The sequence below is a fragment of the Aliiroseovarius sp. genome (assembly GCF_030148435.1).
Classification (GTDB): Bacteria; Pseudomonadota; Alphaproteobacteria; order Rhodobacterales; family Rhodobacteraceae; genus JASBTN01.
The window spans coordinates 1-17,416 of the sequence record NZ_JASBTN010000053.1; the positions used below are offsets into that span (position 1 = coordinate 1).

A 17,416-nucleotide genomic window follows, 5' to 3' on the forward strand; every position below is an offset into this window, starting at 1 on the left:
TGGCGGATTATCCAGCCGCTCCTGCCGAACAAGCCGCGTGGGGTCGCGCGCGTCGATGACCGGACGGTACTGAACGGGATATTCTACATCCTGCGCACCGGCTCGCCCTGGCGCGATCTGCCCGAGCGATACGGCCCCTACACCACGGTCTACAACCGCTTCAATCGTTGGGCCAAGGCGGGCGTCTGGATCAATATCTTCAATGCCTTATCGTCGCAATCGACGGAATCCATGGCCTTCATAGACAGCTCCATCATCCGCGCCCATCAACATGCGGCGGGCGGAAAAAAGGGGGCACAGATCACGCCATCGGTCGCTCTCGTGGCGGATTGAGCACCAAGATCAACGCGGTTGTGGATGAGGCGGGTTTGCCGATCCGATTGTCGATCAGCCCCGGTCAGGCCAGCGACAAGGCGGCGGCACCGGCCTTGATTGACAGCCTAACGCGCACGGCTCATGTCGTGGCGGACCGCGGCTATGACGCGAAGGCGCTGGTCGAACGGATCGAGGCGCGTGGAGCAGAGGCTCACATTCCCACCCAACGCGACCGAAAGGTTCAGCGATCCGTCGACCGGACGATCTATCGCCAGCGCAACCTCGTGGAGCGATACTTCAACAAGCTCAAACACTTCCGCCGTATCGCCACGCGCTTCGAGAAACTCGCCATCACCTTTCTCTCAGCCGTCGCACTCGCATCGGCCAGACTTTGGACCAGAGTTTATGAGTCCACTACCTAGATGCGGCGCGATTCCGCGCGGTGACTTCCGGCGAATTCTGTTGTGCCCGTTGCTGGACAACCCCCGGACCCCCATATAGGGTGCGCGCCAGCTTTCCGGGGGCGGATGCCCCCCAAAACGAGGGGATACCGAATGTTTGTAACGCCGGCTTATGCGCAGGCTGCTGGGGGTGCCGCGGGCGGCCTTGGCTCGTTGATTGTTCCGATGGTGCTGGTCTTTGCGATCATGTACTTTCTGATGATCCGTCCGCAGCAGAAAAAGATGAAAGAGCATCAGGGGATGCTTGAAGCACTGCGTCGGGGCGACCAGGTTGTCACTGCGGGCGGTCTGATCGGCAAGGTGGTCAAGGTCAAGGACGACACTGAGATCGAACTGGAACTGGCCGAGGGCGTGAAGGTGCGCGTGGTCAAGACCACCATCGCCCAGGTGATGAGCAAGACCGAACCGGCGGCAAGCTGACATAACAAGGGCAGGCGGGGCTAATGCTTCAGATTTCACTTTGGAAACGGGTCGTTATCTGGGCCCTGGTGGTGCTGGGGCTGGCCTTTGCCCTGCCCAACGCCTTCTACACGCGGGTTGAGGGGCACAATGACGCGGTGCTCGAGATCGAGGCCTTCGGCGCGACGCCGGAGCGCGAGGCGATCGCGGGGGCCTGGCCCACATGGATGCCCTCGGCGCTGGTGAACCTGGGGCTGGACCTGCGCGGCGGTGCCCATCTACTGGCCGAGGTCCATGTCGAGGACGTCTATGCCACGCGCATGGATGCGATCTGGCCCGAGGTTCTGTCGGCCCTGCGCGACGAGCGCGCGACGGTCGGCACCATTCGCCGCCAGGACAGCGCGCCCGACGAGCTGCGTGTCCGGATCAGCCAGCCCGAGGGCATGGCCCGGGCGCTGGAGCTGGTGCGCGGCCTGGCCCGCCCGGTGGTCACGCTGACCGGAGTCGGTTCCACCGATATCGAGGTGGCGGGCGAGGGCGACGAGATCGTCGTCACCCTGTCGGAGGCCGAGCGTCTGGCGACCGATGACCGTACCATGCAGCAGTCGCTGGAAATCATTCGCCGCCGGGTCGACGAGGCGGGCACCCGCGAACCCATCATCCAGCGTCAGGGCACCGACCGGATCCTGGTGCAGGTGCCGGGTCTGGGCTCGGCGCAGGAGCTGAAGGACCTGATCGGAAAGACCGCCCTTCTGTCCTTCCAGCCGGTGATCAGCCGCACCTCGGACGGGGCGGCCGAGCCGGGCGCGCGCAATGTCATCCTCCCGTCGCAGGACGAGGAAGGAATCTTCTATGTGCTGGAGAAAACTCCGGTCGTCACCGGCGAAGAGCTGAACAACGCGCAGCCCAGCTTTGACCAGAACGGGCTTCCGGCGGTGAACTTCCAGTTCAATGTCTCGGGCGCGCGCAAGTTCTGTGACTATACCGGCGAGAATGTCGGTCAGCCCTTTGCCATCGTGTTGGACGAAGAGGTGATCTCGGCCCCGCGCATCAACGAACAGATCTGTGGTGGTTCGGGCATCATTACCGGCAACTTCACCATCGAAAGCTCGACCGAGCTGGCGATCCTGCTGCGCGCGGGCGCGCTGCCCGCCGAATTGACCTATGTGCAGGAACGCACCGTGGGTCCGGAGCTGGGGCAGGACAGCATCGACGCGGGCAAGGTGGCGTCGGTCGTCGCCTTCGCCGGCGTGCTGATCTTCATGGGTCTGAGCTATGGCTGGTTCGGCGTGATGGCCAATGTGGCGCTGGTGCTGAATGTCGGGCTGATCTTCGGCCTGCTCAGCGCCATCGGCGCGACGCTGACCCTGCCGGGCATCGCGGGCATCGTTCTGACCATCGGCATGGCGGTGGACGCCAATGTGCTGGTGTTCGAACGCATCCGCGAGGAGCTGAAATCGGGTCGCGGACCGGCCCGCGCGATCGAGCTGGGCTATGAAAAGGCGCTGTCGGCCATTCTGGACGCCAATATCACCACCTTCATCACTGCGGTGATCCTGTTCGTGATGGGCTCGGGCCCGGTGCGGGGTTTCTCGGTCACGCTGGGGCTGGGCATCATCACCTCGGTCTTTACCGCCATTTTCGTCACCCGCCTGATGATCATCACGTGGTTCGAATACCGCAAACCCAAGAGCCTGGAGGTCTGACATGCGTCTGAGACTGGTTCCCGCCGAGACCAACTGGGATTTCTTCGGCAAGACGCCGCTGACCTTCGGATTCTCGGCCGTTCTGATGGCCGCCTCGGTTGTCGCCTTCTTCGTGATCGGGCTGAATTTCGGGATCGACTTCAAGGGCGGCACCACGATCCGCACCGAAAGTACCCAGGCGGTTGACGTGGGCAGCTATCGCGACGCTCTGACCCCGCTGGATCTGGGCGATATCTCGATCGTGGCGGTCAATGACGTGAACTTCCGCGCCAACCAGCACGTAAGCCAGATTCGCATCGAGGCGCAGGACGGGCAGGAGGCGATCACGCCCGAGACCCTGTCGGCCATCGAAGCGGCCCTGAAGACCGTGGACCCGGCGATCACCTTCCCCAGCGTGGAAAGCGTCGGGCCGAAAGTGTCGGGCGAGCTGGTGCTGGCGGCGGTCTATGCGGTTCTGGCCGCCATTGGCGCGGTGCTGATCTATATCTGGCTGCGTTTCGAATGGCAGTTCAGCCTCGGTGCGGTGGCCGCGCTGGTCCATGACGTGGTGCTGACCATCGGCATCTTCTCGGTCCTGCAGATCAAGTTCGACCTGGCGATCATCGCCGCGCTGCTGACCATTGTCGGCTATTCGCTGAACGACACCGTGGTCGTTTTCGACCGGGTGCGCGAGAACCTGCGGCGCTACAAGAAGATGGACCTGAAAGAGGTTATGAACCTGTCGATAAACGAGACCCTGTCGCGCACGGTGATGACCTCTGTCACCACGCTGATCGCGCTGGTGTCGCTTTACGTTCTGGGCGGGGACGTGATCCGCGGCTTCGTCTTCGCGATGATCTGGGGCGTGATCGTGGGCACCTATTCGTCGATCTTCGTCGCCTCGGCGATCCTTCTGCGCCTGGGTGTGAAACGCGACTGGTCTAAGCCCGACGCGAACGCGGGAAACCAGTACGCGGGCATTGATGCCTGAGATCCTGGCCGCCGTTCCGGATCAGCCCGGTCTGGGCTGGCTCGCGACGGTGGCCCTGATCGCCGGTGTGGTGCGGGGCTTTACCGGTTTCGGCACGGCGATGATCTACATGCCGGTGGCGGGGCAGTTCCTGTCCCCCTTCGGCGCGCTCATCACCCTCACCGCGATGGACGTGATCGGTCCGCTGCCCACCTTGCCCAGGGCCTTTCGCGACGGGCACAGGCGCGACGCGCTGCGCCTTTGTGCGGGGCTGGTGGTGGCCATGCCCATCGGCGTCTGGGTCTTGACCCTGGTGGCGCCGGAGGTGTTTCGCTATTCAGTGTCGCTTTTGTCGCTGGGGCTTCTGGTGCTGTTGATCAGCGGCTGGCGATATCTCGGCGAGCTGAAACGGGGAATGGTCTATGGCGTGGGCATGCTGGGGGGCTTTCTGGGCGGGGCCACGGGGCTGGCCGGTCCGCCGGTGATCATGACCTACATGGCCTCGCCACACCCGGCAAAAGTGATCCGGGCCAACCTGTTTTTGTACCTGTTCGGCGTTGATATCCTGATGATCGGGGTGCTGACCGTGATGGGCCGCATGGAGCTGAGCAGCCTTTTGCTGGGCATTGCGCTGGCCGTGCCCTATCTTGCGGGCAACCTGCTGGGGGCCTGGCTGTTTCGCCCGGGATACGAGCGCGCCTACCGCGCCGTGGCCTATGGGCTAATCGCCATTTCCGCCCTGTCGGGCCTGCCGCTTTTCGATTGAGGACAAGATGAAACTGACCGAAGTGACCTATGACAGCGCCGTGCCGATCGATGGCTACGGGCCGGGATTCTTCCGCGTCGCGGGCGAGGTGATCCACGGGGCCATGTTGGTCACGGGCAGCCGCGCGATCAGCTGGGGCGGCTATGACGATCTGGCCGCATTGGAGGCGCTGTCAGGCGAGATCGACGTGATCTTCCTGGGCACCGGCGCCGAGACCGCCCATGTGCCCGGCCCCGTGCGCGCGGCGGTCGAACGGTCCGGCATGGGCATCGAGCCCATGGCCAGTCCCGCCGCCTGCCGCACCTACAACGTTTTGCTCAGCGAGGGACGCCGGGTCGCGCTGGCCGCGTTGCCGGTCTGAGGGCAGCGGCTCGCCCGTCAAAAGCTTGAGCCATGTCAAGGCATCGGCTCTGCGGATCGGGGACAAGGGGCACAGTGAGACAGGAAAACGCGCAAGACATGGACCTATTCGTCGAAAACCTGACCGTGACCCGGGGTGGTCTGCCGGTGCTGGAGGGGCTGGAATTCACCCTGCGCCCCGGCGGGATCCTGATTCTGCGCGGGCCCAATGGCTCGGGCAAGACCACGCTTCTGCGCACGCTCGCCGGGCTGCAGCCGCCGCTGGAAGGTTCCATCAGTCTGGAGCCCGAGGCGATTGCCTATGGCGCCCATGCGGACGGGTTGAAGGCGACCCTGTCGGTTGAGGAAAACCTGCATTTCTGGGCCTCGGTCTATGGCACCCATGACATTGCGCCCGCAGTGGAGGCGTTCAATCTGAAGGGCCTTCTGAACCGCGCCTCGCAGAACCTGTCGGCGGGGCAGAAACGCCGCCTGGGCCTGGCGCGCCTGCTGGTGACAGGGCGGCCGATCTGGCTGCTGGATGAACCCACCGTGTCGCTGGACGTGGCCTCGGTCGCGCTGTTCGCCGATGCGGTACGCGCCCATGTGGCGGGGGGGGGCTCGGCGCTGATTGCGACCCATATCGACATGGGGCTGGAGGCGGGCATCTTCGACGTTTCCCCCTTTCGCGCCGATCCCAACGGTGCGCCGAAGGTGGCCACCGCCTTTGACACTGATTTCGAGGGGGCCTTCGAATGATCGCGCTGCTGATCCGGGATCTGCGCCTTGCGATGCGCGCCGGCGGGGGCTTCGGCCTCGGGCTGGCCTTTTTCCTGATCGTTACCGTACTGGTGCCCTTCGGGGTCGGACCGGAAAGCGCGACGCTGGCCAGGATCGCGCCGGGCATCCTGTGGGTCGGCGCGCTGCTGGCCTGCCTGCTGTCGCTCGACCGGATCTTTCAGCTCGACTACGAGGACGGAACGCTGGACCTGCTGGCGACTGCGCCCCTGCCGATGGAGGGTGCCGTGGCGGTGAAGGCGCTGGCGCACTGGCTGGTCACGGGCCTGCCGCTGACCCTGTCCGCGCCGGTCTTTGCCACGCTTCTGAACCTGCCCGGCACCGGGCACATCTGGGTCTTCGTGACCCTGTTGATCGGTACGCCCGCCCTGTCGATGATCGGCGCCTTCGGGGCCGCCCTGACCGTCGGGCTGAAACGCGGCGGGCTGCTCATGTCGCTGCTGGTGCTGCCGCTTTACATCCCGACGCTGATCTTCGGCGCCGAGGCCGCGACGCGCGGCACCGAGGGCATGGCCAATGCCACGCCGCTGGCGCTGATGGCCGGGATCACCGCGGGTTCGATCGCGCTCTTGCCATTTGCGGCCGCTGCGGCCATTCGTGTCAACTTGAGATAATGTGAACGCCGCCCCCTTGCGAGACGCCTCCTGCGCACATAGGAAACAGCCCATGACAAACGCTCAACGTACCAAACAGGCCGATGACCGCTGGAACTGGCTCTGGGAATGGGCCAACCCGGTCAAGTTCATGGCCCTGTCCGGCAAGGTGCTGCCCTTTGCGGCGGCAATCGCGGCGCTGACGCTGGTGCCCGGGGTCATCTGGGGCTTCTTCTTTACCCCCGAGGCGGACAAGTTCGGCTCCTCGGTCAAGATCATCTATGTGCATGTGCCGACCGCGATGATGGCGATCAATATCTGGGTCATGATGCTGGTGGCCTCGCTGATCTGGATCGTGCGCCGCCACCAGGTCTCGGCGCTGGCCGCCAAGGCCGCCGCGCTGATCGGCATGGTGATGACGCTGGCCGCGCTGTTCACCGGGGCGATCTGGGGCGAACCCATGTGGGGCACCTACTGGGCCTGGGACCCGCGCCTGACCTCGTTCCTGATCCTGTTCCTGTTCTACCTGGGCTACATGGCGCTGTGGGGCGCGATCGAGAACCCGGATACCGCCGCCGACCTGACCGCGGTGCTGTGCATCGTCGGCTCGGTCTTTGCACTGCTCAGCCGCTACGCGGTGAATTTCTGGAATCAAGGCCTGCACCAGGGCGCCTCGCTGTCGCTGGACAAGCAGGAGAATGTCTCGGACGTCTACTGGTTCCCGCTGGTTCTGACCCTGGTCGGCTTTGTGGCGCTGTTCGTGCTGCTGCTGTTGATCCGCACCCGGACCGAGGTCCGGCTGCGCCGCCTGCACGCGCTGGAAACGCGGGAAAGGATGATTGATGCTTGATCTCGGGAAATATGCAGGCGCCGTCATGTCCTCGTGGGGGGTGACGATCCTTCTGCTGGTTCTGCTGGGCGTGATCACCTGGCGCCAGTCGGTGAACGCCAGGGCGCGGCTGAAGGCTGCCGAGGACCGCAGGAAGGCGCGCAATGGCTGAAGAGACGAAGAAGAAGGGCATTTCGCCCCTGATGATCCTGCCGCCGGTGCTGTTCGCGCTGCTCGCGGCCCTGTTCCTGTGGGGCATGACCGGCAAGGAGGGGGGAAACAAGTTGCCCTCGACCCGGGAAGGGGGGACCGTTCCGGCGCTGACCCTGACCCAGCTGGGCGACAGGGAAGTGTTCACCGACGAGATGCTGAAGGCGGATGGCGTGAAACTGGTCAATTTCTTCGCCAGCTGGTGCGCGCCCTGCCGGGTCGAACATGCCCAGCTGATGGAGATGCAGGCCGAGGGCATCGTCCTCTATGGCATCAACTACAAGGACGACCCGGTAAAGGGTCTGCAGTTCCTTGAAGAGCTGGGCGACCCCTATGCGGAGCTTGCCGCCGACCCGGACGGGCGCACGGCGCTGGACTGGGGCCTTTACGGCGTGCCGGAGACCTTCGTGATCGACGGCAATGGCACGGTGGTGAAACGTTTTGCCGGGCCGATTACCGCGTCCATCCTGGAAAACGTGATCCGCCCGGCCATGGCAGAGGCCGCGGCGAACTAGGCGCCGCCGAAAGGCGTGCCTTCGGCATGCGCGACGTCTCGCGGGCGCCTCCGGGCGCCCGTTTCATTTTCGGTTCCACGGATTTTGCCAGGACATTGCGCGACCCCGGGGGCAGGCCCCAAGGGGACCGGGATGGAACCACATGACAGGATTGGACCGGCCCGACCGACCAAGTGGGCTTTCGACGGGGGCGGCACAATGACGGACTGTGCCGGGGCGGGCTGTGCTGGCAGGCCGGGGCGCTGGCAGGCAGCCGGATGTTCAGCGCCAACCGGTGCGGGTCAGAGCCGGTAGCCACCCGATACGGTCAGAACCTCGCCGGTGATGAACCCGGCCGCCGCGCTCAGAAGGAACCGGGCGGGGCCGGCGATGTCGGCGGGGGTGCCATCGCGCCCGAGCGCCGTGTCCTCGCGGATCAGCGCCCGGACGTCCTGCGGGCGCGGGGCGTGGTCGCGCTCGATCGGGCCGGGGGCGATGGCGTTCACGCGGATGCCCCTCGGCCCCAGCGCCCTGGCCTGGGATTTCGTCATGGCGATCAAGGCGGCCTTGCTGGCGGCATGGACCCCCGCGCGTTCGGGCGGCGCGCTGGCGTTGATCGAGGTGATGTTCAGAACCGCCGAGCCCGGCGCCATGTGCGGCAATGCGGCGGCCAGCAGGGCGGCGGGGGCGGTCACGTTCGTCTGGTACATGCGCGCATGCAGGGCGGCATCGACGCGGTCATGCGGCGTGTCCTGCGCGATGCCAGCGTTGTTCACCAGAAGGTCGATGCGCCCGAAGGCCGAGACGACGAGCTTGATCAGCTCGGCCGGTTCCTCGGGATCGGTCAGGTCGCTGCGCACTGCCAGGCTGCCGGGATGCTTGATGGCAAAGAGCTTGCCCGCCGGTTTGTCCGAGAAATAGGTAATGGCGACCCGGTGATCCCGGGCCAGATCATCGGCAATCGCGCGGCCGATGCCCCGCCCGCCGCCGGTCACGAGTGCAATTCTCATCTGGGTGCCTCCTGTTCGCAGGGGCAGGGTATCAGGTTGAGCGGGAAGGGAAAGGGCAAGTCAGGCGTGTGGGCGGGAGCCTTCAGGATGCCCCAAAGGCCCCGGTGGTCAAATTCGGGGCCCTTGGCGATCTTGCCGTGCTATCCCTTGGCCAGGTTTCTCAGCACGTAATGCAGCACGCCACCGTTCTCGATATATTCGATCTCGGGGGCGGTATCGATGCGGCACTTGAGGGTAATGGTCCGCCCGGTGCCGTCCGCACGGGTGATTTGGCAGGGAACCTCCTGCAGCGGTTCGATGCTGTCGAGCCCGGTGATGGTGACGGTCTCGTCCCCGGTCAGGCCAAGGGTCTTGCGGGTGTCTGCGCCGGTGAACTCGAAGGGGATCACCCCCATGCCCACCAGGTTCGAACGGTGGATGCGTTCGAAGCTTTCGGCGATCACCGCCTTCACGCCCAGCAGCGCGGTGCCCTTGGCCGCCCAGTCGCGGGACGATCCGGCGCCGTATTGTTCGCCGCCGAAGACCACCAGCGGCGTGCCCGCCGCCTGATAGGCCATTGAGGCCTCGTAGACGCTGGTCTGCCGCCCGTCGGGCCCCCGGGTATAGCCGCCTTCGACGATGCCTTCGTCCGTCGCCAGCATCTCGTTCCTGATGCGGATGTTGGCGAAAGTACCGCGCATCATGATCTCGTGATTGCCGCGCCGCGAGCCGTAGGAGTTGAAGGCGCGCGGCTCGACCTGGCGGTCGATCAGGTATTGCCCGGCCGGGCTGGAGGTGGCGAAACTGCCGGCCGGGGAGATATGGTCGGTCGTCACCATGTCGCCCAGCAGCAGCAGAACCCTGGCCCCTTCGATGTTGGTGATCGTGCCCGGCTCCGGCCCCATGCCCTGGAAATAGGGTGGGTTCTGCACATAGGTCGAGGCGGCGGGCCAGTCGTAGGTCTCGCTGTCGGTGGTTTTGACGCTGCGCCATTTCTCGTCACCCTTGAACACGTCGGCGTATTTCGCAACGAAGGCCGCGCGGGTGACGGTCTGGGCGACGAGGGTCTGGATCTCGGCATTGCTGGGCCAGATGTCCTTGAGATAGACGTCATTGCCATCCGCATCCTGCCCCAGCGGCTCGCGTGTCAGGTCCAGGTTCATGTCGCCCGCGATGGCATAGGCCACCACCAGCGGCGGAGAGGCGAGGTAGTTGGCGCGCACATCCGGGGAGATGCGGCCCTCGAAGTTGCGGTTCCCGGACAGGACCGCGGCGGCGACCAGATCGCCTTCGGCGATCGCCGCCGAGATCTCCGGCTGCAGGGGCCCCGAGTTGCCGATGCAGGTGGTACAGCCATAGCCCACCAGGTTGAAGCCGAGCGCATCCAGGTCCTCCTGCAGACCGGCGGCTTCGAGGTAGTCCGTGACCACCTGCGAGCCTGGCGCAAGCGAGGTTTTCACCCAGGGTTTACGGTCCAGCCCCAGTGCGCGGGCCTTGCGCGCGACCAGCCCGGCGCCGATCAGAACGCTGGGATTCGAGGTGTTGGTGCACGACGTGATCGAGGCGATCACGACCTTGCCCGAGGACATGTCGTAATCCTCGCCCGCAACCGGAACGGAGATATCCATCGCGCGTTTGAAGGTCTGTTCCATCTCACGCGCAAAGGCGGATTTGGCGTCCGACAGGGCCAGGAAATCCTGCGGGCGTTTCGGGCCGGAAATGGCGGGCACCACGGTTCCCATGTCCAGCTCCAGCGTCGAGGAATAGACCGGCGCGTAATCCGCACCGCGCCAGAAACCGTTTTCCTTTGCATAGGCCTCGACCAGCGCAATCCGGGCCTCGTCCCGGCCGGTCTGGTGCAGGTAGCGCAGGGTCTCGCCATCGACCGGGAAAAAGCCGCAGGTGGCGCCATATTCCGGCGCCATGTTGGCAATGGTGGCACGGTCGGGCAGCGACAGGTGATCGAGCCCGTCGCCGTAGAATTCGACGAACTTGCCAACCACGCCATGGGCGCGCAGCATTTCGACGATCTTCAGCACCAGGTCGGTGGCGGTGGTGCCCTCGACCATCTCGCCGGTCAGCCTGAAGCCGACCACCTCGGGGATCAGCATGGAAATCGGCTGGCCCAGCATGGCGGCTTCGGCCTCGATCCCGCCGACGCCCCAGCCCAGAACGGCCAGGCCATTGACCATGGTGGTGTGGCTGTCGGTGCCGACCAGCGTGTCGGGGTAGGCCACGGCCTCGCCGTTCCGGTCCACATCGGTCCAGACGGTCTGGGCCAGGTATTCCACGTTTACCTGGTGACAGATCCCGGTGCCCGGCGGCACCACACGGAAATTGTCAAAGGCTGACTGGCCCCATTTGAGGAAGGTGTAGCGTTCCAGGTTGCGTTCATATTCGCGGTCCACGTTCATCTGGAAGGCGCGGGGGGTGCCGAAATGGTCGATCATGACCGAGTGGTCGATGACCAGGTCCACGGGATTGAGCGGGTTGATCTTCTGCGCGTCCCCGCCCAGAGCCTTGATCCCGTCGCGCATCGCGGCCAGGTCCACGACTGCGGGCACGCCGGTGAAATCCTGCATCAGGACGCGGGCCGGTCGATCGGCGATCTCGCGCGGGTTCCGGCCGCCGTTGTCGGCCCAGTCGGAAAAGGCCTTGATGTCCTCGACGGAAACGGAAAACCCGCCGTCTTCAAAGCGCAGCATGTTTTCCAGCACCACTTTCAGCGCGGCGGGCAGGCGGGCGAACTGGCCCAGCCCGGCCTCCTCGGCGGCCGGGATGGAATAATAGGCGACCCTGGCCCCGCCTGCGGTCAGGGTGCGGCGGGTCTTGGCCGTGTCGTGGCCGGTTTGAACAGTCATGGGGTTGGCTCCCTTCATTGGCATCAGGGTATGGGCACCCCAGCATGTTCCCCGATCCCGGGGGGCGGAGGCAAGGGCAATGGCTTGAGGCCCTTGGATGGATCCGGGCGCCCCTGGAAAGATTTCAACCGGAACGGCAGACAGACCCCGGGCCGGGTGCGGCTGGGGGCTGATAACGTGCCCGTCAGGACACGGGTCACAAAGCTCTCAAAACCTTGATTGGCGGTGCCCCGCCCCGTGGTCTAACAAGAACGGGCACAGAAAAGGGGAAATTTCCGCATGCGAGCAGTGGTTGCGGTTTTTTTAGTGGCGCTCGGGTTGACCGGAGCCCTGTCGGAGTCTGCCAGGGCCGGGGACCGGCCGCTTGTGGTCATTGAACTTTTCACCTCGCAGGGCTGTTCCTCCTGTCCGCCGGCCGACGCGCTGATCCGTGAACTGGCCGAAACACGCGAGGATGTGCTGCCGTTGGCGCTGCATGTGGATTACTGGGACTATATCGGCTGGGCAGACAGTTTCGCCCGCCCCGAACATACCAAACGCCAGAAAGCCTATTCCTATGCGGCCGGCATGCGGTCGATCTACACGCCGCAGATGGTGGTGGGCGGGATCGACCACGTGATCGGATTCAAGCCGATGGCGGTGGCCGAAACCATTGCCGCCCATCAGATGGCATCCCCCCGCGTGATCCTGACCGGGGGATTGCAGGATGGGGTCGCACGGGTTCGGGCGGTCCCGCTGACGGATGAGGCGCTGCCCGCGCGCATCGTGGCGGTGCTGGTGCGCTATACCCGCCGGGAACAGGTGCGCATCACCCGGGGCGAGAACGCCGGTCAAAACCTGGAATATGCCAATATTGTCACCGCGATGGACGAGGTCGGCGAATGGGATGGCCAGGCCAACTGGCAGTTGGAGGTGGAAGTAGAAGGAGAAGCCCCGGCCGCGCTTCTGCTGCAGACGGCCGGGGTCGGTCCGATCCTCGCCGCGCTGCGCCTGCGGTGACAGGAATGAAGCCGTTGGCGAACCCTGCCCGGTAGGGAGGGTAGGCCACAACCCGGTCTTGGGCGTCTCTATACGCGTTTTGACCCACCGTAGAGGTGCAACAAGAAGGCGGAACGCCCGGATGATCCCGGTGTTGTGGCCGGTTCGGGATCACCTCGTGGCCAACTGGTGACGAACCGCCTTAATTGGCGGTCGGATTGTCCTTGTGGCCGCGCGCATGCAGGTTCCAGCGATTGTGCACCCAGAGCCATTGGCCCATATGCGCGCGCACCCGTGCCTCCAGGCTGTCATTGACCGCCTGCATCATCGTCTCGGCATCCGAATGCGGAACCGGCTCTTCGACCACGAGGTCGAAATCCAGCCCGTTTTCCCGCCGGATGGCATAGCAGCAGACAAACAACGCATCATGTTTCAGCGCCAGTTCGGCGGCCGAAAGTGGCGTAAGGGCGGTCTTGCCGAAGAAACTCAGCGGCGTACCGTCCTGCACATTGCGCTGATCGGTCAGGATGGCGATCATGTTGCCGCCGCGCAGGTGCTTGATCATCTGCCCGAGACCGCGGCGCCCCTGTTCGAACAGGGGCTCGGCCAGCTCCGTCAACCGGCGCACGTAATGGGCGTTGAAATAGGCATTGTGCATCGGACGATAGAGCCCGCCGATATTGTAGCCGCGTTGGTGAAAGGCCAGGCGCAGCGTGTCGTAATTGCCGAAATGGCCCGAGACCGCGACGATCGGGCGGCCCTCGGCCTTGGCCTGTTGCAAAGCGGCGACGCCCGGGCCGGTCAGGGGCAGCGAGGCGTGGCGAGCGATGCGGTCCCGGGGGGAATACAGCTCGGCCAGAACCCGGCCGGCATTGTCGGCCACCTCGAGGCAGAGGCGGCGGATCTCTGCCTCGGAAAGCTCGGGGCAGGCATAGGCCAGGTTGGAGCGGGTCCGGCGGTTGTAACCGGCCAGGGGGGCAATCACCCGGGCAGAAAGCCAGCCCAGCAGCGGGACGCGCCAGTGATAGGGCAGCACCATCGGCAGGCCGATCAGAATGCGCAAGGCAAGGTTGGCGCTAAAGGCCCCGATCCCGCGTTTTGGCTCGCGCATTTCCGCCCCGTTCCGGCTTGAGTCCATCAGGGGCGCACCGTGCCCCCCCGTCCGGGCAGTCTTAATTCCCGCTCTGCGCAAGTACAAGCTTTGGCAGGGTGCGAGACGGGGTGCGAGACGGGGCGCGTGTCGGGATGCGTGGCCCGTAATGCATGCGCCCGGCCGAAACGCCTATACCACCAGGGGGCTCCGAATGCTCCACCTTGTTCTTGCGCCCCAACAAGAAGTCCAAACGCTTTACTCATCCTCGGCGATCAGCAGAACCTCCCCCGCCGCTTCCAACTCGCGGATCGCGTTGACCACGGCATTCATTGCCGCTTCTCCATCACCCGGTTTGACCTTGCCGAGATTGGCCATTTCCTCGCGCAGCTGTTCGGCCAGGCGCTTCGACATGGCACCCAGGATGAACTCCACCACCTCCCCCATCTCGCCCGTGGCGAAGGCCAGGGCGGTGATCAGTTGGGCCTGGTCCAGATCCTTCGTGACCTTGGGTATGTCGCGGGGGTCCAGCCGCTGCGGAATGTTGGCGAAGGTAAAGATCGCCTTGCGCACCTCGGCGGCAAAGACGGCATCGTCCTCGTCCAGCCCCTGGAGCACCTCGTCGCGGGTGGCGGCAGGGCTGAAGTTCAGGATTGCGCCCACCCGTTCCACCGGCCCGTCGGCAAAGGCCCTGAGCGGCTGGGCGTCGAGCTGTTCGGCCAGCGAGCGGCCGACCTTTTCCACCACCTCCGGTTCGATCGCCCCGGTCAAGGACACAGCATAGGCGACCCGGCGCGCCCGCGGCCCGGACAGCCGGCCCAGCAGTTCGGCGGCGGTGGAAACCTTGAGTTTCGACAGCAGCACCGCGGCAATCTCGACGCTTTCTTCCTCCAGCACCGGCAAGAGGCGCAGGGGATCGAGGCCGACGATGGTCTCCCACGGGTCGCCCGTGGCGCGCACGCCACCCTGTTTGCGGATCCGCGCAGCCGTGGCGGGGCTGATGGATTTCTCAAGCGTTTTCAATGCCCCTTCCAGCCCGCCGGCAAAGGAGAGACCGATATCCTCCATCTCCGACACGAATTCATCGACCACGGCCTTCACCGTGGCGCGGTCGACGAAACGCATGGAGGACATCTGCAGCGTCAGTTCCTCCTGCAGATCCTCGTCCAGCGTGTTCAGGGGCACGTCGAGCCCTTCGGCCAGCAAAAGCCGCACGACGATTGCCGCCTTCTGCTTGCGGCTGAGCCGTTTTGGCATCTGCGCGCCGCGCGATTGCCGCGCGAGCGCCGGGTCTTGCCCGCCGGCGCGGGCGGGCAGGCCAAGGTCGTCGATCGGCGTGAGCGCGTTTTCCAAAGCTTCTTCTCCAGCATCCGCCATTTTGGACACTGTGACAGGGCGGAGTTAACACCCCCCTACCGAAAGCGTTTCGGGAGAACCTGAGCGACAGGTTTTTCACGAAACGCTTTAGCCATGCAGATCACGCCGTTTTCCGGGGGATGTCAGCCAGTCACCTCGGGTACGCAGGTGGCTGCCTCGTCGTCCCAGGCGTAACCGGGTATGCAGCTTTGCGCCTGTCGGTCATGGCCCGGGCAGGCGGTGGCGGGTGTGGCAATGGCCAAAGCGGCCAGGGTCAGCCCGACCAGAAAGGTGCGAAAGAACATGGGGCCCTCCGTGATGAAGGGCCCCATGGTAGCACGGATCGGAAAATTCCGGAAATTCGGGCGGGCGTCAGTCGCCGAACACCCGCTTGAAGATCGTATCGACATGTTTGGTATGGTAGCCCATGTCGAATTTCTCGTTGATGGCATCGACGCCCAGCGCATCGACCACCGCTTCGTCGGCCAACAGAAGCTCGCGGAAGTCCAGCCGTTCCTCCCAGACTTTCAGCGCATTGCGTTGCACCATGGCATAGGCGTCTTCACGCGACACACCGGCCTGGGTCAGGGCCAGAAGCACGCGCTGCGACATGACCAGACCGGGGAACTTGTTCATGTTGTCCAGCATGTTTTCCGGAAACACCAGCATCTTGTCGATCACGCCGGCCAGGCGGTGCAGGGCAAAGTCCAGCGTCACGGTCGCATCCGGGCCGATGCCGCGTTCGACCGAGCTGTGCGAGATGTCACGTTCATGCCAGAGCGCCACGTTCTCCATCGCCGGGATCACGGTCATGCGCACGAGGCGGGCCAGACCGGTCAGGTTTTCGGTCAGAACCGGGTTCTTCTTGTGCGGCATCGCGGACGAGCCCTTCTGGCCCATCGAGAAGAATTCGGCGCCTTCCAGCACTTCGGTGCGCTGCATGTGGCGGATTTCGACGGCGATGTTTTCGATCGACGAGGCGATCACGCCGAGCGTCGCGAAGAACATGGCGTGGCGGTCGCGCGGGATCACCTGGGTGGAAATCGGCTCCGGGCGCAGGCCCAGTTTCTCGCACACGTGTTCCTCGACCGCCGGGTCGATGTTCGCGAAAGTGCCGACCGCACCCGAGATGGCGCCGGTGGCGACTTCCCCGCGGGCTTTCTCAAGGCGGTTCTTGTTGCGGTCCATTTCCGCATAGAAACGGGCAAAGGTCAGGCCCATGGTGGTGGGTTCGGCGTGGATGCCGTGGGAGCGGCCGACGCGCACGGTGTCCTTGTGTTCCAGCGCGCGTTTCTTCAGCGCGTCCAGCACCTTGTCCATGCCGACCAGAAGCAGGTCGGCGGCGCGCACCAGCTGCACGTTCAGGCAGGTGTCCAGAACGTCCGAGGAGGTCATGCCCTGATGCACGAAACGGGCCTCTTCCGAGCCGACATGTTCAGCCAGGTGGGTCAGGAAGGCGATCACGTCATGTTTGGTCACGGCCTCGATTTCATCAATGCGGGCGACGTCGAATTCCACGTCCCTGGCCTTCCACACGGCGTCCGCGTTCTCGCGCGGGATCACGCCCAGATCGGCCATCGCGTCGCAGGCGTGCGCCTCGATCTCGTACCAGATCTTGAACTTGGTTTCGGGCGACCAGATGGCGACCATGTCGGGGCGGGCATAACGAGGGATCATGAGAACGACCTTGTGATTTGCGGCTGTGTTGCGGGTCTCATAGACAAGCGGGGGCTTGGGAACAAGGGAAGGGGGGCGATATGTGGCGTTTGGCGATGATGTTGGCGCTCTCATCCGGGGCAGCGGTGGGCGAAGAGGGATTTTCGCCCATGTCGGGGGAGCAGATTCGCGCGGCCCTGACCGATGGCAGGCTGGTCTATGAGGGCGGCTGGCAGGAGTTCCGCGCCTCGGGCCGCACACTTTACCACGTGGGTGGGGACAGCTGGGGATACTGGGCGGTGCGCGGGGACCGCTATTGCAGCCAGTGGCCGCCTTCGGACCGGTGGGACTGCTACGACATGGCGCGCGAGGGCGATGTGCTGCGCTTCTTCGATGATTTCGGCAATGTGACGGACGGGCGGTTGGAGTAGGCGTGTCTGGCGGCCGGTGTTTGGGCGGCGATAACCCCTCGTGGTAGGATCGGGCAGGGATCGGCGGGCGACGTCCCCGGTTGGCGGCGTCCCCGTCGGTCAGGTTCAGAACGGGAGGGGAGCCCATGATCATGCGCATTTTCCAGGTGACAACCCGGGAGGGAAAAGAGGCCGCCTTTGCCGAATTCTTTCACCA

General features: G+C 64.8%; 19 protein-coding genes. 13 read left to right on the plus strand and 6 right to left on the minus strand.

The genetic code is table 11. The annotated features are described in order from the left end of the window. From Q1V43_RS09630 to Q1V43_RS09680, 11 genes are all read left to right on the plus strand, one after another. Positions 1 to 737, plus strand: a protein-coding gene (locus tag Q1V43_RS09630; protein ID WP_300517043.1) for an IS5 family transposase whose coding sequence is annotated in 2 segments (ribosomal slippage) — positions 1 to 280 and positions 280 to 737 — 738 coding nt annotated over the 2 segments. Because the reading frame shifts where the segments join, the coding sequence is not laid out codon by codon here. This gene is flagged as partial in the annotation. A gap of 132 nt (positions 738 to 869) precedes the next feature. After that, positions 870 to 1,196 (plus strand): preprotein translocase subunit YajC, encoded by a 327-nt coding sequence (yajC, locus tag Q1V43_RS09635; RefSeq protein ID WP_300517045.1) that lies wholly within the window; start codon positions 870 to 872, stop codon positions 1,194 to 1,196. Between the two features lie 23 nt (positions 1,197 to 1,219). Beyond that, positions 1,220 to 2,881, plus strand: coding sequence for a protein translocase subunit SecD (gene secD, locus Q1V43_RS09640; protein ID WP_300517047.1), 1,662 nt, complete (start codon positions 1,220 to 1,222; stop codon positions 2,879 to 2,881). A 1-nt stretch (position 2,882) separates the two neighbouring features. After that, positions 2,883 to 3,851, plus strand: a complete 969-nt coding sequence (secF, locus tag Q1V43_RS09645) for a protein translocase subunit SecF (RefSeq protein WP_300517050.1) — start codon at positions 2,883 to 2,885, stop codon at positions 3,849 to 3,851. After that, entirely contained in the window at positions 3,844 to 4,596 is a 753-nt protein-coding gene (locus Q1V43_RS09650; RefSeq protein WP_300517053.1) for a sulfite exporter TauE/SafE family protein, read from the plus strand. Before secF ends, Q1V43_RS09650 begins: the two co-directional genes overlap by 8 nt. Before the next feature lie 7 nt (positions 4,597 to 4,603). After that, a complete protein-coding gene (locus Q1V43_RS09655; protein ID WP_300517056.1) occupies positions 4,604 to 4,957 on the plus strand; it encodes an Mth938-like domain-containing protein in 354 nt (117 codons plus the stop codon). Positions 4,958 to 5,055: 98 nt separating this feature from the next. Beyond that, positions 5,056 to 5,694 carry a heme ABC exporter ATP-binding protein CcmA gene (gene ccmA, locus Q1V43_RS09660; protein WP_300517059.1) on the plus strand — a complete coding sequence of 213 codons (639 nt, stop codon included), beginning with the start codon at positions 5,056 to 5,058 and terminating at the stop codon, positions 5,692 to 5,694. After that, the gene (gene ccmB / locus Q1V43_RS09665) at positions 5,691 to 6,347 is read left to right on the plus strand and encodes a heme exporter protein CcmB (RefSeq protein WP_300517062.1); all 657 of its coding nucleotides are present in this window, start codon (positions 5,691 to 5,693) and stop codon (positions 6,345 to 6,347) included. Before ccmA ends, ccmB begins: the two co-directional genes overlap by 4 nt. 52 nt (positions 6,348 to 6,399) lie before the next feature. Next, entirely contained in the window at positions 6,400 to 7,176 is a 777-nt protein-coding gene (ccmC, locus tag Q1V43_RS09670; protein ID WP_300517065.1) for a heme ABC transporter permease CcmC, read from the plus strand. Next, complete coding sequence (ccmD, locus tag Q1V43_RS09675; protein ID WP_300517068.1) at positions 7,169 to 7,327, plus strand: heme exporter protein CcmD; 159 nt, start codon at positions 7,169 to 7,171, stop codon at positions 7,325 to 7,327. The genes ccmC and ccmD overlap by 8 nt, the downstream gene beginning before the upstream one ends. Continuing rightward, positions 7,320 to 7,880 carry a DsbE family thiol:disulfide interchange protein gene (locus tag Q1V43_RS09680; protein WP_300517071.1) on the plus strand — a complete coding sequence of 187 codons (561 nt, stop codon included), beginning with the start codon at positions 7,320 to 7,322 and terminating at the stop codon, positions 7,878 to 7,880. Before ccmD ends, Q1V43_RS09680 begins: the two co-directional genes overlap by 8 nt. Before the next feature lie 281 nt (positions 7,881 to 8,161). On the opposite strand, the gene Q1V43_RS09685 is transcribed toward Q1V43_RS09680, so the two are convergent. Beyond that, positions 8,162 to 8,869 carry an SDR family oxidoreductase gene (locus tag Q1V43_RS09685; protein WP_300517075.1) on the minus strand — a complete coding sequence of 236 codons (708 nt, stop codon included), beginning with the start codon at positions 8,867 to 8,869 and terminating at the stop codon, positions 8,162 to 8,164. A 140-nt stretch (positions 8,870 to 9,009) separates the two neighbouring features. Beyond that, a complete protein-coding gene (gene acnA / locus Q1V43_RS09690; RefSeq protein WP_300517077.1) occupies positions 9,010 to 11,709 on the minus strand; it encodes an aconitate hydratase AcnA in 2,700 nt (899 codons plus the stop codon). A gap of 366 nt (positions 11,710 to 12,075) precedes the next feature. On the opposite strand from acnA, the gene Q1V43_RS09695 reads away from it, so the two are divergent. Beyond that, on the plus strand, positions 12,076 to 12,708 hold the full coding sequence (locus Q1V43_RS09695) for a thioredoxin family protein (RefSeq protein WP_300517079.1): 633 nt from the start codon (positions 12,076 to 12,078) through the stop codon (positions 12,706 to 12,708). A 181-nt stretch (positions 12,709 to 12,889) separates the two neighbouring features. On the opposite strand, the gene Q1V43_RS09700 is transcribed toward Q1V43_RS09695, so the two are convergent. From Q1V43_RS09700 to purB, 4 genes are all read right to left on the minus strand, one after another. Then, on the minus strand, positions 12,890 to 13,798 hold the full coding sequence (locus Q1V43_RS09700; protein WP_300517082.1) for a lauroyl acyltransferase: 909 nt from the start codon (positions 13,796 to 13,798) through the stop codon (positions 12,890 to 12,892). 237 nt (positions 13,799 to 14,035) lie between these two features. Continuing rightward, a complete protein-coding gene (locus Q1V43_RS09705; RefSeq protein WP_300517085.1) occupies positions 14,036 to 15,154 on the minus strand; it encodes a FliG C-terminal domain-containing protein in 1,119 nt (372 codons plus the stop codon). 122 nt (positions 15,155 to 15,276) lie between these two features. Then, positions 15,277 to 15,438, minus strand: coding sequence for a hypothetical protein (locus Q1V43_RS09710; RefSeq protein ID WP_300517088.1), 162 nt, complete (start codon positions 15,436 to 15,438; stop codon positions 15,277 to 15,279). Positions 15,439 to 15,505: 67 nt separating this feature from the next. Further along, positions 15,506 to 16,810, minus strand: a complete 1,305-nt coding sequence (gene purB / locus Q1V43_RS09715; RefSeq protein WP_300517091.1) for an adenylosuccinate lyase — start codon at positions 16,808 to 16,810, stop codon at positions 15,506 to 15,508. A gap of 80 nt (positions 16,811 to 16,890) precedes the next feature. On the opposite strand from purB, the gene Q1V43_RS09720 reads away from it, so the two are divergent. Beyond that, positions 16,891 to 17,220 carry a hypothetical protein gene (locus tag Q1V43_RS09720; protein ID WP_300517094.1) on the plus strand — a complete coding sequence of 110 codons (330 nt, stop codon included), beginning with the start codon at positions 16,891 to 16,893 and terminating at the stop codon, positions 17,218 to 17,220. The last annotated feature ends 196 nt before the right edge of the window (positions 17,221 to 17,416 follow it).